Below are 14,531 nucleotides of genomic sequence, written 5' to 3'. Positions count from 1 at the left end.
CGGCGCGGGAAATAAAAAACCACCAGCTTATAAGGCCAGTGGCTTAGGTTGTGCATTATCGATGGCACTCAATGAATGCCACCTGTAATGCTACTTTACTGAGGTAATGTCCAATTCTGAGCTGGCAGGCCAGCACATGTAGCCATCGTCACCGGCTTGTCCAGCCCTGCGGTCGTCAGGCACTTATTTGATGCCATATTACGGACATCCGTACCAATACCTTGAAGAGCTGTCCACTGTTGCTTCTTATCCTGAAAATCACAGACGGCCATGACCGGTGTTTTGCCACCTTCATCTGACAAGCACTGTCCACTTTTCAACACGATGTAATGGAAGCTGCTTTTTTCAGGGCTGACTTTCTCTGCGCTCTCACAGGCTAATAGTGCTGGCTTTCCCTGTGCATTCTCAGACAAGCAGTTACGACCATTAGCAATATTAAGGTGACCCGACACGACATCAGTAGTGACAGTGATAACTTTTGCATCCTGAATGTCACTCTCTGAAGCGGCTACAGCAGAAAATGATGATGCAACGGCAATAAGTAATACGGCTAAACGAACGTTCATATTTCAATCCTTATGATTTAATTAACCCACTAATTATTAATGAATTATTATTAATTATTAGTGGGTGACCTGTTTTTTTATACAGTTAAATAGTGACCTTATCAAGACTTTATTTATAAATCATCAACGCCGTTTAGATACTGTTAAGCTGTGTGCACTGCTAGAAATTTGTGCATCAATGCCACCTACTCGAATTTACTACCATTGATTATTCGGCGGTCGTCAGTGACAACCTTTTGCAGCGCGGTGACCTTCTCGACTAACTTATCGGCTCGCTCAGCGATTGAAATAAGAAACCCGACATCTGCGTCTGAAAATCCGCAGTCTCTGGCTGCATCAGTGAGCTGTCCACTGGCGGGAGTAACGGGCATATCCCCAACTGAAGTGGCGAGACACTCGAAACGCTTTTGCAGCTTGATATTGCCAGCACGGTAAGCAGCAATAGTGCCTTTTGCTTTTTTCTCAGCATCTACTACCCCTTGTTGATATGCCTTTAATCCAACTAACTGGGCTGCCTGAAGTTGGGCCTCTTTTTCGGTGGCACTCTTTCTGGCGGCTATTTCTGCGTCTCTGTCTGACTTATCACGCTCAGCCCATTTGAGTGACCATTCCGAATCTTTACTATCACTGCCCCACCAATACCCGCCACCGACTAAAACTGAAATCGTCAGTGCGACGGCTATCAATCTCAATAGGGTTTCTTTCATGCGGGTATCTCAATGTGAGGGGCATCCAAGAACTTCGCTGGCTTGTCATTCGGGTTATCTGTCCAACTGATACCGAAACGCAGCTTAACGCCTAACTCTTTACCGGCGCGGTACATGGCATCCAATATCGGCAACCAGCATTTATAATCATTCCAGTCGGCACCCACTGGCAGCAGGTCAACCGCATTGCCGGAGATATGTCGGCTGTTCATGGTCTGGCTCTTGCCAGTGGCCACCAGCTCCTTTTGCCGCTCTACCGTGCGCACCCCTTCAATCACCGTAAAATCAACAGTGGTAATCTCAATAGCCCGGCGAACCACTTTCACCAGGTTAGCGTTAACGCCCTTGAGGTTATTCTCACTGCGCTGGCTAAATCTAAAATTAGTCGTCATTTAATGATCCTCTCAGATGCCAGCAGTATTCGCTGACGAACGTAATCTTCATTCTCTGGCTTCTCAGTGAAGCCAACAGCAATAAGCCCTATCATTGAACCGTGTTGCGGGGGGACAGCAGCAGAGCAAACGTATGTGGCACCCGCCGCCGATGCCGCCCGGCCAATCGCCGTAGACTGCACAAGGTCGTAGCACACCGTCTTTTTATCCAGGAGGTCGATAACTGCCATTGATAGTTTTGAGTGAGGCCGGAAAATTAAATCTCCCACCCCTTCAAGATTCGATAATCGTTGTTCTCTAATGCGAACGTATAAAGCGATGCGCTGGTTACGCTGTAGGTTCAAGCTCCAGACGGAAACTGTTACCCCACCGGTATCGCTCATCATGCTACGAACCTCATCATCGATTTTTGTCTGATCGATGCGTGGGGTGCCGTAATGCGCTAGTGCCCAATAGGTAATCTCTCGCCGGTAGTCATAGGCCAAATAACTCGCAATGCTAAACAATGTCAGCACAATCAAAATCGCCAGTTTCTTCCAACTATCTACCCATCGAATTAACCACGCGGCACTCTCAAGTTTTCCCTGTGGGTTATTTTGGTTTTCCATATTGCTATCCAGTTGTGCGCATACCGGCGCGACCGGATGGCTGAAATGAAAAAGGCCACGCAATAGCGCAGCCTTAAAAGTTGGTATGTGATGCCCGCCTTGGCGAATTTTGGATTTAACCGCTTCACCACATTCGGCTGGATACTGTTTCACAACGATTGGATTAACCAATCCAGTACCCATGCGAATGTAGAATGCAAAAAGCCCCGGCAATTAACCGAAGCTTAAAATTTAGTGCGGCAGTATTACTGACTCGCTAATTCTACATACGGGATAATCACACATGTAAAAAAGCCCCGCGATATGCGAGGCCTTAATTATTCAAAGTGAGGCTTATATACAAGTACCCCACTATTTAAAGAAATTACGCCAAGTTTATGCAAATTGCAAGCGATATGTTTAAAACATGTCGCCATTAGCACCAATCATGCGCCTATCGTGTAATTCGCTGAAACTCATCCTCTGCATAACTCTCTTCAATGTCGCATTTAGCCACCAGCGACGCATAGAACGGCTTCCAATTGCGCGACCAGGATGATTGGGTGAGTTCTGGAAGCAACGCTGTAATCGCTCTGTAAGCTGTTGTTGATGGTGTCCGTTTGTATCCAATTCCTGAGCAGCGTTCACACTCTTTCTCGACTGGTGCGCCAAGACGCTTGGATTTCTCAAGGTCACGCACTTTACCGGTACCATTACAGCGGCAGCGAATAGAAATAGCACCCTTACCGTTACAGGATTGGCACAACTCCCGCACTTGTTCAGTTTTGATGGTCGGGGATATCTTTTCTTCGCCATCTGCACCTATGTAACCAGGGTAAGTGACAACATCCCGAGTGACAGTGATAAATCGACGCCCACCGCAACATTTGCATGTGGTAGTGGCCGCTGCTGAACTGCTGTATTCCTCGTAGGCAAATTTAGCCAGGATAACCATACATTGAGCCATTCGGCGGCCCGATGCTTTGCCGACGTGTTTCGGGGCATTCTTCATTGCAAACTGGGTAAGCTGTTCGACGGTTCTGATCCGGTCCTCTTTGCTAATGCCAACCTTGCCAAGATATGCAGCCATTCCGAAACTGGCCCGAGCCTCAACCATTCCCATTGCAGCGGCTAGATCCGGTCCCTTGAGCGAGTCGGAAGAGGTAGCGCGGGGAGAATCCGTAATCATCTGGCTCTTGGCGCTGAACTGTTTCATTGCTGATTCTAATTTCACTATGCTGCCCTCTTTGTGTAGACCTGCTCACGAACCTGATCCCCGTTCATGACAAAATCTATCTTTTGCTTAATCGCTATATCTTTGGCTTTTTTATATGCCTCAACGGCCTCATCGATATTTTTGTATCTGCCAATATGATAATGCTTCCCATTAAATTGTATTTTCACTCTCCATTTTTCTGTGCCTTTACACCATGTAACCCCTGTATAACCCGACGCTGATGAAGATATTTCGCTGAGGTTGCTGGAATTTATTGTTCTGGTTACGTCCCTCAGATTGCATATCCTGTTATCCGCTCTGATGGTATTGATATGGTCGATAACATTTCGGGGCCATTTGCCGTGCACATATAGCCATGCAAGCCTGTGTGCTTTGTGAAGGTGACGATTTAACCGAATATGGATATATCCGTTATCACTTACTGAGCCAGCGACATCGCCAACCTTGACCCTGTTGCTGTTTTTCTTCAGCCAAGTAAATAGCCCTGTTTCAGGTTCATAGTGAAGGAAGTGTTTTAATTCTGGCTGTGTAATCATTTTCCCCTCCCTAGGTACTTTTGCTCATAAACAACAGCGCCGTCAGTTATTAGATCATTGAAATCACAATTGCCATTCGCGTCATTTTCCGGCCAGCGTACGCTGACAGATATCAAATCGTTTTTTGCTCTGAGATTGGCGGTGGCACAATTAAACGCTGCTGCCTGTCCAGTGGCTGAATGTTTATCCATATCAGCAAAAATAATGAGGTGTTTGACACCTGCCGGCACCCTGAATTTCTCCATGAATCCGGCGTTGATTACTGACCAGGTATTTATCCCGTACACCTGATAGCAGGACAGTGATGTTTCAATTCCTTCAGCAACTCCCAGTGTGGAGGCAACCGGAAACATGCGGATCGCCACTGAGCGAGCATGATCGAGATAGTTCTGTTCCTGTAGTGATTTAAGCCGTTTAGCGCTATCACCGATATTCGCTTTTTTATCCCCATCAAGCAGGGTCTGATGCAGGTAACAGAGTTCCCCCTTATCATCTGTCGCCAGAGAATAAAGCGCCTGATATACCCGCCCTGCATGTCGCTGTTTATCGCAAAACCGGACCGCTTCAACAGGAAGCCGATTAATACCTCGCTGGCGCAGATAATCTGCGGCTGTGGTGCCGCGCAAATCCACCAGCTTTGAAAACTTACTGATAACGCGCTGCCGCTGTTTCGCTGCTGAACTGGTGACAGGAATACTGATGTGTCGGTAGTTATTGCCAATAAGCTGATCTACCTCGGCGCACAGTGCTGAAAATGATTTACCTTGCGTCAGGTTAAGCAGCTTCATGCCATCGCCGCTATCACAGGTACAAATCCACGTTCCAGCACCTTCACGATCATCAATACGGAACTTGCCGCGAGCACCGCATACCGGACATTCCCCCTTGAAGTGATTTTTGCCAGTGATTGGCGGTAAACCGAAGTATTCAAAAATCTCAGCCCATCGGCCCTTTGCTGCTTCTGCTGTCTTCATGCTGGTTTCCTTAAACTTTTCCGTATTTCTTCAAGGTGATTTCTGGCATCAATAATTGCTGCGGTTGCGTCAATATTTCCGGTATTGCATTGCTGATCCGGTGACTTTAATTTCTCCCTGCCCTTAGCAAAGGAAATGCGTTTATGTTTTATGTAGCTGCTGACTTCCGGTGTTATCTCCATCGGGAAATCACTTAAGCCATTAGGCCATTCGCTGAATTTGTCGTGGAAGGTATGTGAGCACCACCCATCGCTTACGGGCTTACCCATCGATGAGCGCTGACGTTGATAGAACTTGATCTGACTCCACCAGGCTTGCTTGTCGGATTGGGTGAATACATGCTTTCCCTTGCCCAATTTTTTCAGTCCGCGCTGGGTGTCGGTATCCACGTCCTGTCCTGCCAGTGGCTTAAATCCACATTTAGGGCAGACGTATACCCCTGCGGGTTTCATGAAATGACACTCAGTGCATTCTTTAGGGAGTTTTTCAGTGCGTTCCTCTGCCTCACGACTGGCGCTATCTTTCATTCCGTCGTTTTTGGATGGCAGTTCGTTGTATTCGATAGAGTCAGGGAAGCCCAAACGATGCACTGTGCCGCTGTGATCGAAAATCAGACACGACTCTTTCCCTTGCGCGGTTCGAAGCCCACGGCCTAAGCTCTGTAGCCAGCGGATTTCGCTTTTTGTGGGTCGGGCATAGATAACGCAGCGGACATCACTGTCAAAGCCAGCCACCAGCACACCCACACTGACGATGATTTTCGTAGCGCCCATTTCGAAGCGATGAATGATGAGTTGACGCTCTTCATGAGGTGTTTCAGCTACCATCACCTCGGCGTTAATCCCAACCTTATTAAACTGAATAGTGACGTAATTGGCGTGATCTACATTTACGCAAAATGCCACAGTAGGCAGATCCCGCCCGTTCTGTAGCCAGTTATCAACGATGTCGCCTACGAGGTCAGCACCACACATGATTTCTGCCAATTGGTTTTCGTTGTAGTCTCGCCCGCAATCAATGGTATTGGTTGTTTTCACGCCTTTCAGGTCTGGCTTGCTCGGCGCATAGAACTCGTAACCGCTCAGGTCGCCGCGCTGGATTAACTCCCCGATGGTGGTCGGCTTAACCAGTTGCTGGTAGTAATTACCCAGGAATGGCGAAAAAGGCGTACCGGATAAACCAATAACTTTCACCTGTGTTTCGCGTGTCAGGCGCTCAATCTCAATCAGAATTTGTTTCTGCCGGAGGTGAGCCTCGTCAACGATCAGTAAGTCAATATTGTCCGGGAACTGACGGCGGATCAGCGTGGCGGCACTGGCAATCTGAATTTTTAACGTTGGGTCATAGCTCGGATGTTTCTGCCAGATGAAACTAATCTCGTCCTCAGGGAGTCCATACTCGATAAAACGCTGCGCAGTCTGGTTAATTAAAATTGTGTATGGGGCAATGAAGAGCACACGCATACCACGACTAACAAACCCATCTGCGATAAATGCCGCCAAACCGGTTTTACCGCTGCCTGTCGGTGCATAGACCATGAAAGAGCCGAATGACTTCCAGTCACTGCGCAGCATGTTCAGAGCGCGTTCCTGTGCGAAGTTCGGTGTAATGTTCAGCATTGCGTAACCTCTCGCCAATTAACTATTCCAGAGAAAACCTTTCTTCTGGTCTATGCCTGTGTTGCGTATCATCTTGCTAGTACGGTGCATTTGGGAGGGCTAACCCCTAGATCGAGATCTACCTAACCTATGGAGTGGTCTGTTGGAAAAGGCCTATTCCAATCCCACATCCACCTCCCCCCTTACCCCCCTCCTCCTTCTCCCTTATTCATGTACTAGCTAACGAGTACATTGATACGAAAAAAGACGGACAAAGAATCTCGACCTGCTAACACCTGACACCTTCAAGTCAGCGTGTAATTTACTGCTTCAAGCCGCCACACCTTCGGGGCTGCTATTACTTCACTACCAACGGCGGACTGACCGTGTAACCCTGTAGTGCTTTTCCGTGGCTTTTCACAAACAATCTCAATCGCGTATTAGCTTCATGCCTTGCTTTGTTCTCTTGACGGTATGAAACAGACTCCGTGTAAAACGCGACCTGATAAGCCTCTGCATACTTAACGACAACCTTTCTGCGCAACGAGGGTGCCAATTGCTGTAACTGCTCCTGAATCCACTTCCCATCCTCGGGACAAAACACCGTTGGCATGATTACCTGGACGAACTGCTCATAAGCCATCAATGCCCCTCGTCGTTAAACTAATCCGAGCTGAATCTGAGACTTTGGTTGCCGCTTCCGGCCCGGCTTGCGTTCGGCTTTCGAACAATTGAACTGAACCCACAGACGCGCTTCCCGCAAACAATCGTCGAAAGCGGCACCCTTGCGACTTGCCTGAGCGAGTTTGTGATAGTGCTTGACGCCTTCGTCTGCCCCCCCCTAGCAATCACGTCAGGGACGCCATCAGCCACCAGCGCAACTAAAATGTGTTTGTGGATAAACTCCGATGGACTCATTAGTTAATCTCCGTAAAGATCAGAAATCTTTCTTGATGCCATTCAACAACCAATGAGGCGAACACCCTAACGCCTCGGAAATTTCAAGGAGATGCCTGGGTCGGTGAGATGTACCCGACTCAATTCGCTGAATAGTTTGCTGCTTAACCCCTGAAAGAACAGCGAGTTGATGCTGTGTTAAGCCTCGCTCTAGCCGCAGTTCCTTCAATCGAAGTGAAATAGACATATAACCTCAGTCAAATACAACGTTTGCAGTATTTAAATACACAATTTGTTGTTTGTCAATTACAACGCTTGTTGTATGATGCTTAGCATAAATATGGAGGGGGTTAAAAATGTCATTGGCGGAAAGGATTAAACAAAGAAGGCTAGAGCTGGGGCTTACACAATCAGAACTTGCTGAATTAGCTGGAACGACACAACAAGGCATTGTCTCTGTAGAAACAGGACGAACTAAGCGCCCTCGATATTTGCACGAACTAGCTAAAGCTCTTCAGTGCGATCCTGATTACCTACTCACTGGGAGCGAAGGTAGCAATGTTTCTTTTGTAGGCACCCATACCCCAGGATATCGATACCCAGTAATTAGCAGCGTTCAAGCTGGCGCATGGGGGGAGGCTATTGAAGCTTACAGCCTTAAGGATATTGATCTTTGGCTTGAGTCTGATGCGCATATACAAGGCGATGCATTCTGGTTGGAAGTAAGTGGTGACTCAATGACTGCTCCTATTGGACTAAGCGTACCTGAAGGGACTTTTGTCCTTTTTGATACCGGACGTGAGGCATCTAATGGGAATTTAGTGATCGCTAAAATGGAAGATTCTAATGAAGCGACATTCAAAAAATTAGTCATTGATGGGGGGCAACGTTACCTTAAAGGACTGAACCCAGCATGGCCCTTAGTTCCAATTAATGGCAATTGCAAAATTATAGGTGTAGCTATAGAAACCAAATTGCGTCTGCTATAAATCTGCTTCACACTAGATCAAGGTCGCATGCGCGGCCTCTTTTTTGCTCTTCATATCCTCAATCAGCATTCAAATAGCGACCTCTTAAGCAAAAGTGGTCAGCTTCAATAAAACACGCACAAACTACGTTAAAAATAATTCTCAATAAAATACAACGAATTAATGTTAACTTTAAAATAAAACTCATTTTGTTGTTTACATAATACAACGAAATGAGTAATCTTCATTTCATCAGTTAACAACAGGTGAAAAAAAATGAGCAACCCAAAAAGCAGCATTGCAATACGTGGGTCTATTATCGAATGCGAATCCATCACTCTTCGTGTTTCGCCAGGCGAATATCACAACTTTCCAATTGTAGATAATAAAGATTTGTTTGCTCATTACCGTCGAACAAAGGAAGAATGCAAGTTCCAACTAGTCACCAACTTACTGGATGAACCAGCTATTTTTGCTATTTACAAAAGAGTTGGTGAGTTCTTAATTTTAGTATGTGCATTTTCTTCCTTTGAAGAAATTAATACCGAAGCATTGGAGATTATTAAATCTAATGAACAATTAAGAAAATCAATTTCATGTTCCATAGGTGAGTTAAATGATAAAAATTAATAAAATAGCTGAGAAAGCTAAACCAATAGCAAACCAGCATCCAATTATTAAAAACACACTAGTTAGTATTAATAAACTTGAAATTAATTCAATACTAACGGTATTTATTTTTGCAGCTATTAAACGCTCTGATGTTAAAGCCAAGCCCGTAATGAAGCGTGTAACTGCCAGTAGCTATAAAGAAGCGCGGCGGAAATTGATAAGTAATTATGTTATTTCATTCGCGGGTCGTATTCCCTCACAGGGGGTATGCAATGCTTAAAAAATACCGTGTTGAATTTAGCGCATTAGCCGTCGATGGTAATTTGCTCAAGCTGTCATGGTGTGGTGAAGCTGAGAGCCTTGATAAAGCATCGGCCATTGTTCTCTTGGGGGCAACTGAGCGCCGGTTAAGCAACATTCAGCTCACCAGCATCATGCAGCTCCTTGATGAGGATGATATCTACCCACCTTCATACAAAGAGACTCAGGCCCTGATTGCTGAACTGATGGGCAGCCGTGGTAAGCCAATCCCTGACACCAGCGAGAATGTATCTCGCACTCGCTTATTACGCGTCAAAGCAGGTCTGCTTCATTTGCTGACAGTTGTTATTCCTTTGATTGAGAACGAGCAGCAACGGTTGCAGGTGTATTGGTGGGCTGAGGCGGTACATAACATCGTGCAGTTCGAAGAGCATGACGCGAAAAATGAACAAGGAGTTGAATCATGAGTAATTTAACGCCAGTAATTCATAATCAAATTATGCCGATCCAGAGAACTCGCGGCACTTATGACATGAACCTGTTTACTCCAATCGAGCAAAACAGATTCATGGTGGTAATGCCCGACGACACAATGACAGGTGAAATTGAGTGTCGCGATAAGGTCATTATCGATACAACACCAATGCGTTATTTTGAAGATGGAATTTTTGCTTTCTTTCTTGATGGTATTTTCATGATTAAGCGGCTCCAATTCATCCGTAATAATGTTTGGGTTCTACCGTCCAATCAGTTCTATCAAAGTTTCGAAATTGCAAGTGATAGTCTCATCGAACTTATGATTATAGGGCGCGTTATTTACAGTCAAGAAATAAGGAGTCACTAACAAATGAAAATTGATAAAGTTGACCCAGCCAGATTCGAAGAGTGGGAATTCGATTTAATTGATGATGGTGGTGTCGAGGTTGCATTTCAATTAAGACCGGAACCTGTTTATTTCGTTATGCGTCATGGTCGCCGTAAGAAATGCCTTAGCCGTGAAACTGCGATTAATCGTCTCGCTCACTTCATGACTGAAAAAGTATTTAAACGCGCAGGTGTTAAATCTCGGGTTGGCGAAAAATACACACAAGTGGATGGCTGCATTCACTGGGAAAGAGGTGAGCCATCACCAAGATATATAGCCTCACATAATCGCTGTATGCGCCGCATTCGTCGCCTGTTAGCCAAGCAACGCGAAATGCTTAAATGGCAAAAGAAATATGAGAAGTGGTCAAGCCAGCACATTGAGCTGATGAAAACCAAACCTTATTAATTAAGTAATAGCTAAAAAAATATTAACTATGGCCTTCGGGTTAGGACTCCCCACACCTAAAGGCCGAAAAATAAGGTAATTCGAATATGAGTAATCTTGAATTAATTGGCAGATATCGCAACCGACTGGTAGCCGCAAAGCTGGATTCATTGCAGCGGAAAACAGGCAGCACCTGCGTAATTAAAAAATCATCCAAGGGGAAAATCATCTCAGTTCAATTGACCGCTGAGGTATTAACCCGCGCGCTGGAGCAATTCGAGTTGGTGGCGATCGAGGGGCAAGGGAAAGTCACAGCTAATACAAGCGTTCTGGCCCTCTATCAATCCTGCTTAAAGAAAATGGGCGGCATGTCCTCCATGGGGCATGCATTCATGGATGACCTGATAGAAGAGTCGATCGGCGTATCTGACAAGCCAGCCACCAGCGCGGTGAAATCATGACGCTATCAGGTAACCGCATCCCGCTTCGGATCTACATCGGGGCCACTCAGATTTTAAACCGGTACCGCCGTGGAGCCGTTCGCCCTCGCCGCACGTATCAGCATGGCTATCTGTCTCTACGCATTACACACCGCTGGCGGTTGTTATCGAAAGACGGCGGGCAGCACTGGGAGGCTATGAGCCACCAGAGATACAACAAAGAATTGGGGGTGTAAGTGATGGGGATAAGCAAAGCAAACAACCAGGAGCGCATTGATGTTGGGTCGCTACTGACGATTACAGACCACCTTGAGGCATTGAATGTTGCTAACGCCACTCTGGAAAGAATTGAGTCACAACTAACTAAAGCCAGTGATAAGGCCAGTGATTGGTATATCCGAGCCACTACCGCACATAAAACGTGGCATTGGATCAGGACTCAGATTTGCGGGCAGCTATCTGTTTTAAGGCAGAAGGAAAAAGAAAGGAATATCAATCTGCATATTTCGAAAGACCACTTTTTGATTCAAGCATTACGGCAACGGGTAACAGCGGAAGAATTTGAACAGTGCGTTCTGATTGCTAATGAAAAGGCCACTTCGGTGCATAGCGGGTTTATTCAGGATAATGAGGACTAACAAAATGAGTCAGTTAATTAGCACCAATAGCAATAATCCAATGATGGGAAGCCGTGAAATAGCGGTGGTAGTCCTTAAAGAACACAAAGAAGTCTGTCGTGATATTCGCGTCATGCTTGTGCAGCTTTACGGGGGCGAAGAGAAGGACTACATCCGTAGCGCAAATCTGCTCAACCTTACGAATCAAGGGGTTAGTTGCGTTCATTACGATATGACTAATCCTAATGCCTGGGAATACTTTCTTGACTTTGAACACTCGCAATGCCTTTCGACTGGCTATGACGCCCTCCGTCGTATGTCGATGGTTAAACAATGGCGAGCTATGAAGGAAGAACTGGAGCAACCACGCATCGCAGTACAGCCAGCACCCCAGGAAAACAGCATGAACAATGACATTCTTTCCCTGGCTCGCGTTGTGGCTGAGGCAACCGCATCGGCAACCATGAAAGCGGTGATCGATATTGTTGGTATTCAAAAGTATCAGCCAGTAGCCGAACCGATTGCAGCTATCGCACCACCAGCACCAGAAACCTTGCAGATAAATCACCAAGCACCAGTTGGTGAACAGTCTGAATATGCCCTTGTGTCTGATCTGTCGTGGGCTTGTGGGTTATCAGATGATGCCTGCCGCCGATTGACTACGTTCTCGAAGTTACCGACACGACTTACCAATGGTGATCGAGGCCATTTACTGATTCACCGTGATTCGTTTATGTCGGCAGCTCAAGCCTTGCTTGATGAGTCCACACCACCCACCGGCAAACTTAAACGATGGCAGCATCCAGTGTTTGGCGGCTTCACCTTGCGCCTGAAATCTGGAAATAACGATGGGGAGAAAGCGCAATGAATATCAGCTATATCGATCATGGCGTAACTGCATCACTGACACTTACTAGCTGGTTGCCTTATGTTCGCCAGCATAACCGCTGCGTGGATGCTGTTTTGCTGCGTATCGGCAGTGTTCAGACAAAAAATAAAGGCTTCATTCGTCGCACAACCGTTATTACCGGACGTACGCCGCTGATCATGCATGCCTATAAGGTGGTTCTGGCTGAGGTGAAACGGTAATGACAAAAATCCAACAAAAACGACTTTGTGATTATGAACAATTTGTTTTGAACTTAATTTGCGAAGCCTATATGTATCACCAGATTGCAAAACATCGCCGACCCGTATATCGCCATAAGTACGGGGACTTTGCCATAGACCGCACCTCGTTACGCGGTTTTATTGGTACATACCTTGAAGGTAATGAGACGTCAGCGGAGCGGCGAATAAAGCGCTACCACTCCATTTTAGACTGGAAGGAAATGGAAAAAACACCAAGAGGCTATTTCGTTAATTGGGGAACAATTGCCACCCTAAAGCCTCGCGGTATTCAGTGGATTAATGCTTGCCTTAATCGGTTCGGTGAAATGATTCAGGATATGGGGCCGGAAGCGGTGGCCAGTGAACTGGGGGAGGATATGCAATGGTAGAAAGCAACGTATTCGAACTGGCTAGCATCATCAAATCAGCCGGCAGTGATCCAGGTGATATCACAACCGCTATTTGGGTAGCTCACTACCGTAAACCAGAACGCGGTGCGGATGAAATTACTGATTTGACGATGAACATTATCGGTAACCACTGCATGGATTTTCTACCTCCAGATGTCTGGCCGGAAACGTTGGATGGAGTGCTTAAATTTGAACTTGGTGTGTTGGTTGACGAATTCTATTCGGTAAACCCACTTCCGGGCAAAATCGCTAAAGCATTATTGGCAGCCGGTTACCGTCTGAATGAAAGCATTGCAGCACAGGAAGCCACCGAAAGAGATATAGCGGTCGATGAAATGCACGTCATGTATGTCAATGCGCCTGATACCACCAGCGTTCGACAGTACCTTGAGATGCTTTATGACGCAGGATATCGCAAGGGGGCTACCAATGGGTAAGCAAGCCGATATCCATGACACCGAAGTGCGGGCCACTGTGATTGTTGACGATGGGTGCGACTGGACTAAATACCTTAACTGGTCAGCCAAAGCAAAGTACCGCATCCGAAACGGGATAAATGAAGCGCCACCAGCCAGGCCAAAGGTAGCACCGGTAAGTTTCAAGTCGATTAATCAGCCCCGTAAAAAGGGCTTTCGAGTGGTTCAGAAAGCGATAGGGGCGGTGTGAAAATGGAAATGATTAAAACCAATAATCCAACGATGCTACAGCTCAAAAGTTTAATGACTGTCACATACGGATTTTCTCGGTGGCATGTTGCCTGCGCTGTTGAAGCGTACCGCGATGAGCCATCGATTAACCCCACATCAGCCTCGTATATCTATGCTGGACGGGCCATGAAGCAAGGCATCAAAGATGGTGAGATTGATAAATTGCATAACGGTGGCCGCTATTATTGCTTCGTGGAGGTGAAGCCGTGAAATTTAAATGTACAGGCAAGTGGAACGGTGAACCATTCGAGCGGGTTACTGAGGCAGAAGACGAAGCTGATTGCTACGGGCATTGGCACTGGTGGGCGGCAATGGGTGAAGCCACTATCACTGATTTTGTTATGGAGGTATGCGCAGATGAGCAACCGTCAGCAGTTTGAAAAACGTTGTCACTACGTAGGCGGTCTTGATTTAACCCGCCTCGGCAACGGTTACGCCAGTTATAGAACAGACTTAGGCTGGACGTGGTGGCAAGCGGCAATAAAAACGCCGGTTAAGCTCCCTCCCATGATAGATATCGAAGGGCTTGAGGGTGAGGATCTGAACGCCGCGAACCATTTCAACGCCGCCATTGCTATGTGCTCTATAGCGATCCGGCAGGCGGGCTATACGTCAGAGTGTTCACCAGTGTTTTACCCTGCAGATAAGCAAGGCGGCTAA

At 46.5% G+C, this 14,531-nt stretch carries 27 protein-coding genes; 17 read left to right on the top strand and 10 right to left on the bottom strand.

Going from position 1 to position 14,531, the window contains the following annotated elements:
• Positions 1-95 precede the first annotated feature (95 nt).
• The 10 genes from V1955_RS06435 to V1955_RS06390 all read right to left on the bottom strand — a co-directional run bounded on the left by V1955_RS06435 (position 96) and on the right by V1955_RS06390 (position 7,741).
• Positions 96-566, bottom strand: coding sequence for a ricin-type beta-trefoil lectin domain protein (locus V1955_RS06435; RefSeq protein WP_442820669.1), 471 nt, complete (start codon positions 564-566; stop codon positions 96-98).
• Positions 567-751: 185 nt separating this feature from the next.
• The gene (locus V1955_RS06430) at positions 752-1,273 is read right to left on the bottom strand and encodes a DUF2514 family protein (RefSeq protein ID WP_442820668.1); all 522 of its coding nucleotides are present in this window, start codon (positions 1,271-1,273) and stop codon (positions 752-754) included.
• Positions 1,270-1,665: a M15 family metallopeptidase gene (locus V1955_RS06425; protein ID WP_442820667.1), complete on the bottom strand. Its 396-nt coding sequence runs from the start codon at positions 1,663-1,665 to the stop codon at positions 1,270-1,272. Before V1955_RS06425 ends, V1955_RS06430 begins: the two co-directional genes overlap by 4 nt.
• The gene (locus V1955_RS06420; RefSeq protein ID WP_442820666.1) at positions 1,662-2,426 is read right to left on the bottom strand and encodes a hypothetical protein; all 765 of its coding nucleotides are present in this window, start codon (positions 2,424-2,426) and stop codon (positions 1,662-1,664) included. Before V1955_RS06420 ends, V1955_RS06425 begins: the two co-directional genes overlap by 4 nt.
• Positions 2,427-2,706: 280 nt before the next feature.
• The gene (locus tag V1955_RS06415; RefSeq protein ID WP_442820665.1) at positions 2,707-3,486 is read right to left on the bottom strand and encodes an antitermination protein Q; all 780 of its coding nucleotides are present in this window, start codon (positions 3,484-3,486) and stop codon (positions 2,707-2,709) included.
• Positions 3,486-4,025 (bottom strand): HNH endonuclease signature motif containing protein, encoded by a 540-nt coding sequence (locus V1955_RS06410; RefSeq protein WP_408550126.1) that lies wholly within the window; start codon positions 4,023-4,025, stop codon positions 3,486-3,488. The genes V1955_RS06415 and V1955_RS06410 overlap by 1 nt, the downstream gene beginning before the upstream one ends.
• Positions 4,022-4,999, bottom strand: coding sequence for a DUF7146 domain-containing protein (locus tag V1955_RS06405; protein ID WP_442820664.1), 978 nt, complete (start codon positions 4,997-4,999; stop codon positions 4,022-4,024). The genes V1955_RS06410 and V1955_RS06405 overlap by 4 nt, the downstream gene beginning before the upstream one ends.
• Positions 4,996-6,618 carry a DEAD/DEAH box helicase gene (locus V1955_RS06400; protein ID WP_442820663.1) on the bottom strand — a complete coding sequence of 541 codons (1,623 nt, stop codon included), beginning with the start codon at positions 6,616-6,618 and terminating at the stop codon, positions 4,996-4,998. The genes V1955_RS06405 and V1955_RS06400 overlap by 4 nt, the downstream gene beginning before the upstream one ends.
• Positions 6,619-6,955: 337 nt before the next feature.
• Positions 6,956-7,240 (bottom strand): hypothetical protein, encoded by a 285-nt coding sequence (locus tag V1955_RS06395; RefSeq protein WP_050127345.1) that lies wholly within the window; start codon positions 7,238-7,240, stop codon positions 6,956-6,958.
• A gap of 294 nt (positions 7,241-7,534) precedes the next feature.
• The gene (locus V1955_RS06390; protein WP_072079314.1) at positions 7,535-7,741 is read right to left on the bottom strand and encodes a helix-turn-helix domain-containing protein; all 207 of its coding nucleotides are present in this window, start codon (positions 7,739-7,741) and stop codon (positions 7,535-7,537) included.
• A 109-nt stretch (positions 7,742-7,850) separates the two neighbouring features.
• Between V1955_RS06390 and V1955_RS06385 the strand changes: the two genes are divergently transcribed.
• From V1955_RS06385 to V1955_RS06305, 17 genes are all read left to right on the top strand, one after another.
• Positions 7,851-8,483, top strand: coding sequence for a LexA family protein (locus V1955_RS06385; RefSeq protein ID WP_050127340.1), 633 nt, complete (start codon positions 7,851-7,853; stop codon positions 8,481-8,483).
• A gap of 255 nt (positions 8,484-8,738) precedes the next feature.
• Complete coding sequence (locus V1955_RS06380) at positions 8,739-9,092, top strand: hypothetical protein (protein WP_050156666.1); 354 nt, start codon at positions 8,739-8,741, stop codon at positions 9,090-9,092.
• Complete coding sequence (locus V1955_RS06375; protein WP_442820662.1) at positions 9,079-9,354, top strand: host cell division inhibitor Icd-like protein; 276 nt, start codon at positions 9,079-9,081, stop codon at positions 9,352-9,354. Before V1955_RS06380 ends, V1955_RS06375 begins: the two co-directional genes overlap by 14 nt.
• Positions 9,347-9,802 carry a hypothetical protein gene (locus V1955_RS06370; protein ID WP_229765289.1) on the top strand — a complete coding sequence of 152 codons (456 nt, stop codon included), beginning with the start codon at positions 9,347-9,349 and terminating at the stop codon, positions 9,800-9,802. The genes V1955_RS06375 and V1955_RS06370 overlap by 8 nt, the downstream gene beginning before the upstream one ends.
• Complete coding sequence (locus tag V1955_RS06365; RefSeq protein WP_442820661.1) at positions 9,799-10,179, top strand: S24 family peptidase; 381 nt, start codon at positions 9,799-9,801, stop codon at positions 10,177-10,179. Before V1955_RS06370 ends, V1955_RS06365 begins: the two co-directional genes overlap by 4 nt.
• Positions 10,180-10,182: 3 nt before the next feature.
• Positions 10,183-10,608: a hypothetical protein gene (locus tag V1955_RS06360; RefSeq protein ID WP_442820660.1), complete on the top strand. Its 426-nt coding sequence runs from the start codon at positions 10,183-10,185 to the stop codon at positions 10,606-10,608.
• A gap of 86 nt (positions 10,609-10,694) precedes the next feature.
• On the top strand, positions 10,695-11,048 hold the full coding sequence (locus V1955_RS06355) for a hypothetical protein (RefSeq protein ID WP_442820659.1): 354 nt from the start codon (positions 10,695-10,697) through the stop codon (positions 11,046-11,048).
• Positions 11,045-11,263: a ParE family toxin-like protein gene (locus V1955_RS06350; RefSeq protein WP_049611557.1), complete on the top strand. Its 219-nt coding sequence runs from the start codon at positions 11,045-11,047 to the stop codon at positions 11,261-11,263. The genes V1955_RS06355 and V1955_RS06350 overlap by 4 nt, the downstream gene beginning before the upstream one ends.
• 3 nt (positions 11,264-11,266) lie before the next feature.
• Positions 11,267-11,665, top strand: a complete 399-nt coding sequence (locus tag V1955_RS06345) for a hypothetical protein (RefSeq protein WP_226715673.1) — start codon at positions 11,267-11,269, stop codon at positions 11,663-11,665.
• 4 nt (positions 11,666-11,669) lie between these two features.
• Complete coding sequence (locus tag V1955_RS06340; protein ID WP_442820658.1) at positions 11,670-12,512, top strand: Rha family transcriptional regulator; 843 nt, start codon at positions 11,670-11,672, stop codon at positions 12,510-12,512.
• A complete protein-coding gene (locus V1955_RS06335; RefSeq protein WP_083159322.1) occupies positions 12,509-12,733 on the top strand; it encodes a hypothetical protein in 225 nt (74 codons plus the stop codon). The genes V1955_RS06340 and V1955_RS06335 overlap by 4 nt, the downstream gene beginning before the upstream one ends.
• Positions 12,733-13,143 (top strand): hypothetical protein, encoded by a 411-nt coding sequence (locus V1955_RS06330; protein ID WP_442820657.1) that lies wholly within the window; start codon positions 12,733-12,735, stop codon positions 13,141-13,143. The genes V1955_RS06335 and V1955_RS06330 overlap by 1 nt, the downstream gene beginning before the upstream one ends.
• On the top strand, positions 13,137-13,601 hold the full coding sequence (locus V1955_RS06325; protein ID WP_442820656.1) for a hypothetical protein: 465 nt from the start codon (positions 13,137-13,139) through the stop codon (positions 13,599-13,601). Before V1955_RS06330 ends, V1955_RS06325 begins: the two co-directional genes overlap by 7 nt.
• On the top strand, positions 13,594-13,830 hold the full coding sequence (locus tag V1955_RS06320; protein WP_420072861.1) for a hypothetical protein: 237 nt from the start codon (positions 13,594-13,596) through the stop codon (positions 13,828-13,830). The genes V1955_RS06325 and V1955_RS06320 overlap by 8 nt, the downstream gene beginning before the upstream one ends.
• Positions 13,831-13,832: 2 nt before the next feature.
• A complete protein-coding gene (locus tag V1955_RS06315) occupies positions 13,833-14,081 on the top strand; it encodes a hypothetical protein (RefSeq protein ID WP_174634856.1) in 249 nt (82 codons plus the stop codon).
• Positions 14,078-14,251 carry a hypothetical protein gene (locus V1955_RS06310; protein ID WP_442820655.1) on the top strand — a complete coding sequence of 58 codons (174 nt, stop codon included), beginning with the start codon at positions 14,078-14,080 and terminating at the stop codon, positions 14,249-14,251. Before V1955_RS06315 ends, V1955_RS06310 begins: the two co-directional genes overlap by 4 nt.
• The gene (locus V1955_RS06305) at positions 14,229-14,531 is read left to right on the top strand and encodes a hypothetical protein (RefSeq protein WP_442820654.1); all 303 of its coding nucleotides are present in this window, start codon (positions 14,229-14,231) and stop codon (positions 14,529-14,531) included. The genes V1955_RS06310 and V1955_RS06305 overlap by 23 nt, the downstream gene beginning before the upstream one ends.

It is taken from the genome of Yersinia sp. 2545 StPb PI (assembly GCF_052217125.1).
In the GTDB taxonomy this organism is placed as follows: domain Bacteria; phylum Pseudomonadota; class Gammaproteobacteria; order Enterobacterales; family Enterobacteriaceae; genus Yersinia; species Yersinia enterocolitica_E.
Note: the sequence above shows the minus strand (reverse complement) of the source record. Positions and strands in the feature narration are given on the sequence as shown.

Bases quoted from the DNA above. Each gene is read 5' to 3' on its own strand.
- V1955_RS06325 (WP_442820656.1), top strand. From the start codon at position 13,137: ATGGTAGAAAGCAACGTATTCGAACTGGCTAGCATCATCAAATCAGCC.
- V1955_RS06340 (WP_442820658.1), top strand. From the start codon at position 11,670: ATGAGTCAGTTAATTAGCACCAATAGCAATAATCCAATGATGGGAAGC.
- V1955_RS06380 (WP_050156666.1), top strand. From the start codon at position 8,739: ATGAGCAACCCAAAAAGCAGCATTGCAATACGTGGGTCTATTATCGAA.
- V1955_RS06410 (WP_408550126.1), bottom strand. From the start codon at position 4,025: ATGATTACACAGCCAGAATTAAAACACTTCCTTCACTATGAACCTGAA.
- V1955_RS06385 (WP_050127340.1), top strand. From the start codon at position 7,851: ATGTCATTGGCGGAAAGGATTAAACAAAGAAGGCTAGAGCTGGGGCTT.
- V1955_RS06315 (WP_174634856.1), top strand. From the start codon at position 13,833: ATGGAAATGATTAAAACCAATAATCCAACGATGCTACAGCTCAAAAGT.
- V1955_RS06350 (WP_049611557.1), top strand. From the start codon at position 11,045: ATGACGCTATCAGGTAACCGCATCCCGCTTCGGATCTACATCGGGGCC.
- V1955_RS06330 (WP_442820657.1), top strand. From the start codon at position 12,733: ATGACAAAAATCCAACAAAAACGACTTTGTGATTATGAACAATTTGTT.
- V1955_RS06335 (WP_083159322.1), top strand. From the start codon at position 12,509: ATGAATATCAGCTATATCGATCATGGCGTAACTGCATCACTGACACTT.
- V1955_RS06390 (WP_072079314.1), bottom strand. From the start codon at position 7,741: ATGTCTATTTCACTTCGATTGAAGGAACTGCGGCTAGAGCGAGGCTTA.
- V1955_RS06365 (WP_442820661.1), top strand. From the start codon at position 9,799: ATGAGTAATTTAACGCCAGTAATTCATAATCAAATTATGCCGATCCAG.
- V1955_RS06320 (WP_420072861.1), top strand. From the start codon at position 13,594: ATGGGTAAGCAAGCCGATATCCATGACACCGAAGTGCGGGCCACTGTG.
- V1955_RS06305 (WP_442820654.1), top strand. From the start codon at position 14,229: ATGAGCAACCGTCAGCAGTTTGAAAAACGTTGTCACTACGTAGGCGGT.
- V1955_RS06405 (WP_442820664.1), bottom strand. From the start codon at position 4,999: ATGAAGACAGCAGAAGCAGCAAAGGGCCGATGGGCTGAGATTTTTGAA.
- V1955_RS06360 (WP_442820660.1), top strand. From the start codon at position 10,183: ATGAAAATTGATAAAGTTGACCCAGCCAGATTCGAAGAGTGGGAATTC.
- V1955_RS06370 (WP_229765289.1), top strand. From the start codon at position 9,347: ATGCTTAAAAAATACCGTGTTGAATTTAGCGCATTAGCCGTCGATGGT.
- V1955_RS06430 (WP_442820668.1), bottom strand. From the start codon at position 1,273: ATGAAAGAAACCCTATTGAGATTGATAGCCGTCGCACTGACGATTTCA.
- V1955_RS06400 (WP_442820663.1), bottom strand. From the start codon at position 6,618: ATGCTGAACATTACACCGAACTTCGCACAGGAACGCGCTCTGAACATG.
- V1955_RS06395 (WP_050127345.1), bottom strand. From the start codon at position 7,240: ATGGCTTATGAGCAGTTCGTCCAGGTAATCATGCCAACGGTGTTTTGT.
- V1955_RS06435 (WP_442820669.1), bottom strand. From the start codon at position 566: ATGAACGTTCGTTTAGCCGTATTACTTATTGCCGTTGCATCATCATTT.
- V1955_RS06425 (WP_442820667.1), bottom strand. From the start codon at position 1,665: ATGACGACTAATTTTAGATTTAGCCAGCGCAGTGAGAATAACCTCAAG.
- V1955_RS06375 (WP_442820662.1), top strand. From the start codon at position 9,079: ATGATAAAAATTAATAAAATAGCTGAGAAAGCTAAACCAATAGCAAAC.
- V1955_RS06345 (WP_226715673.1), top strand. From the start codon at position 11,267: ATGGGGATAAGCAAAGCAAACAACCAGGAGCGCATTGATGTTGGGTCG.
- V1955_RS06355 (WP_442820659.1), top strand. From the start codon at position 10,695: ATGAGTAATCTTGAATTAATTGGCAGATATCGCAACCGACTGGTAGCC.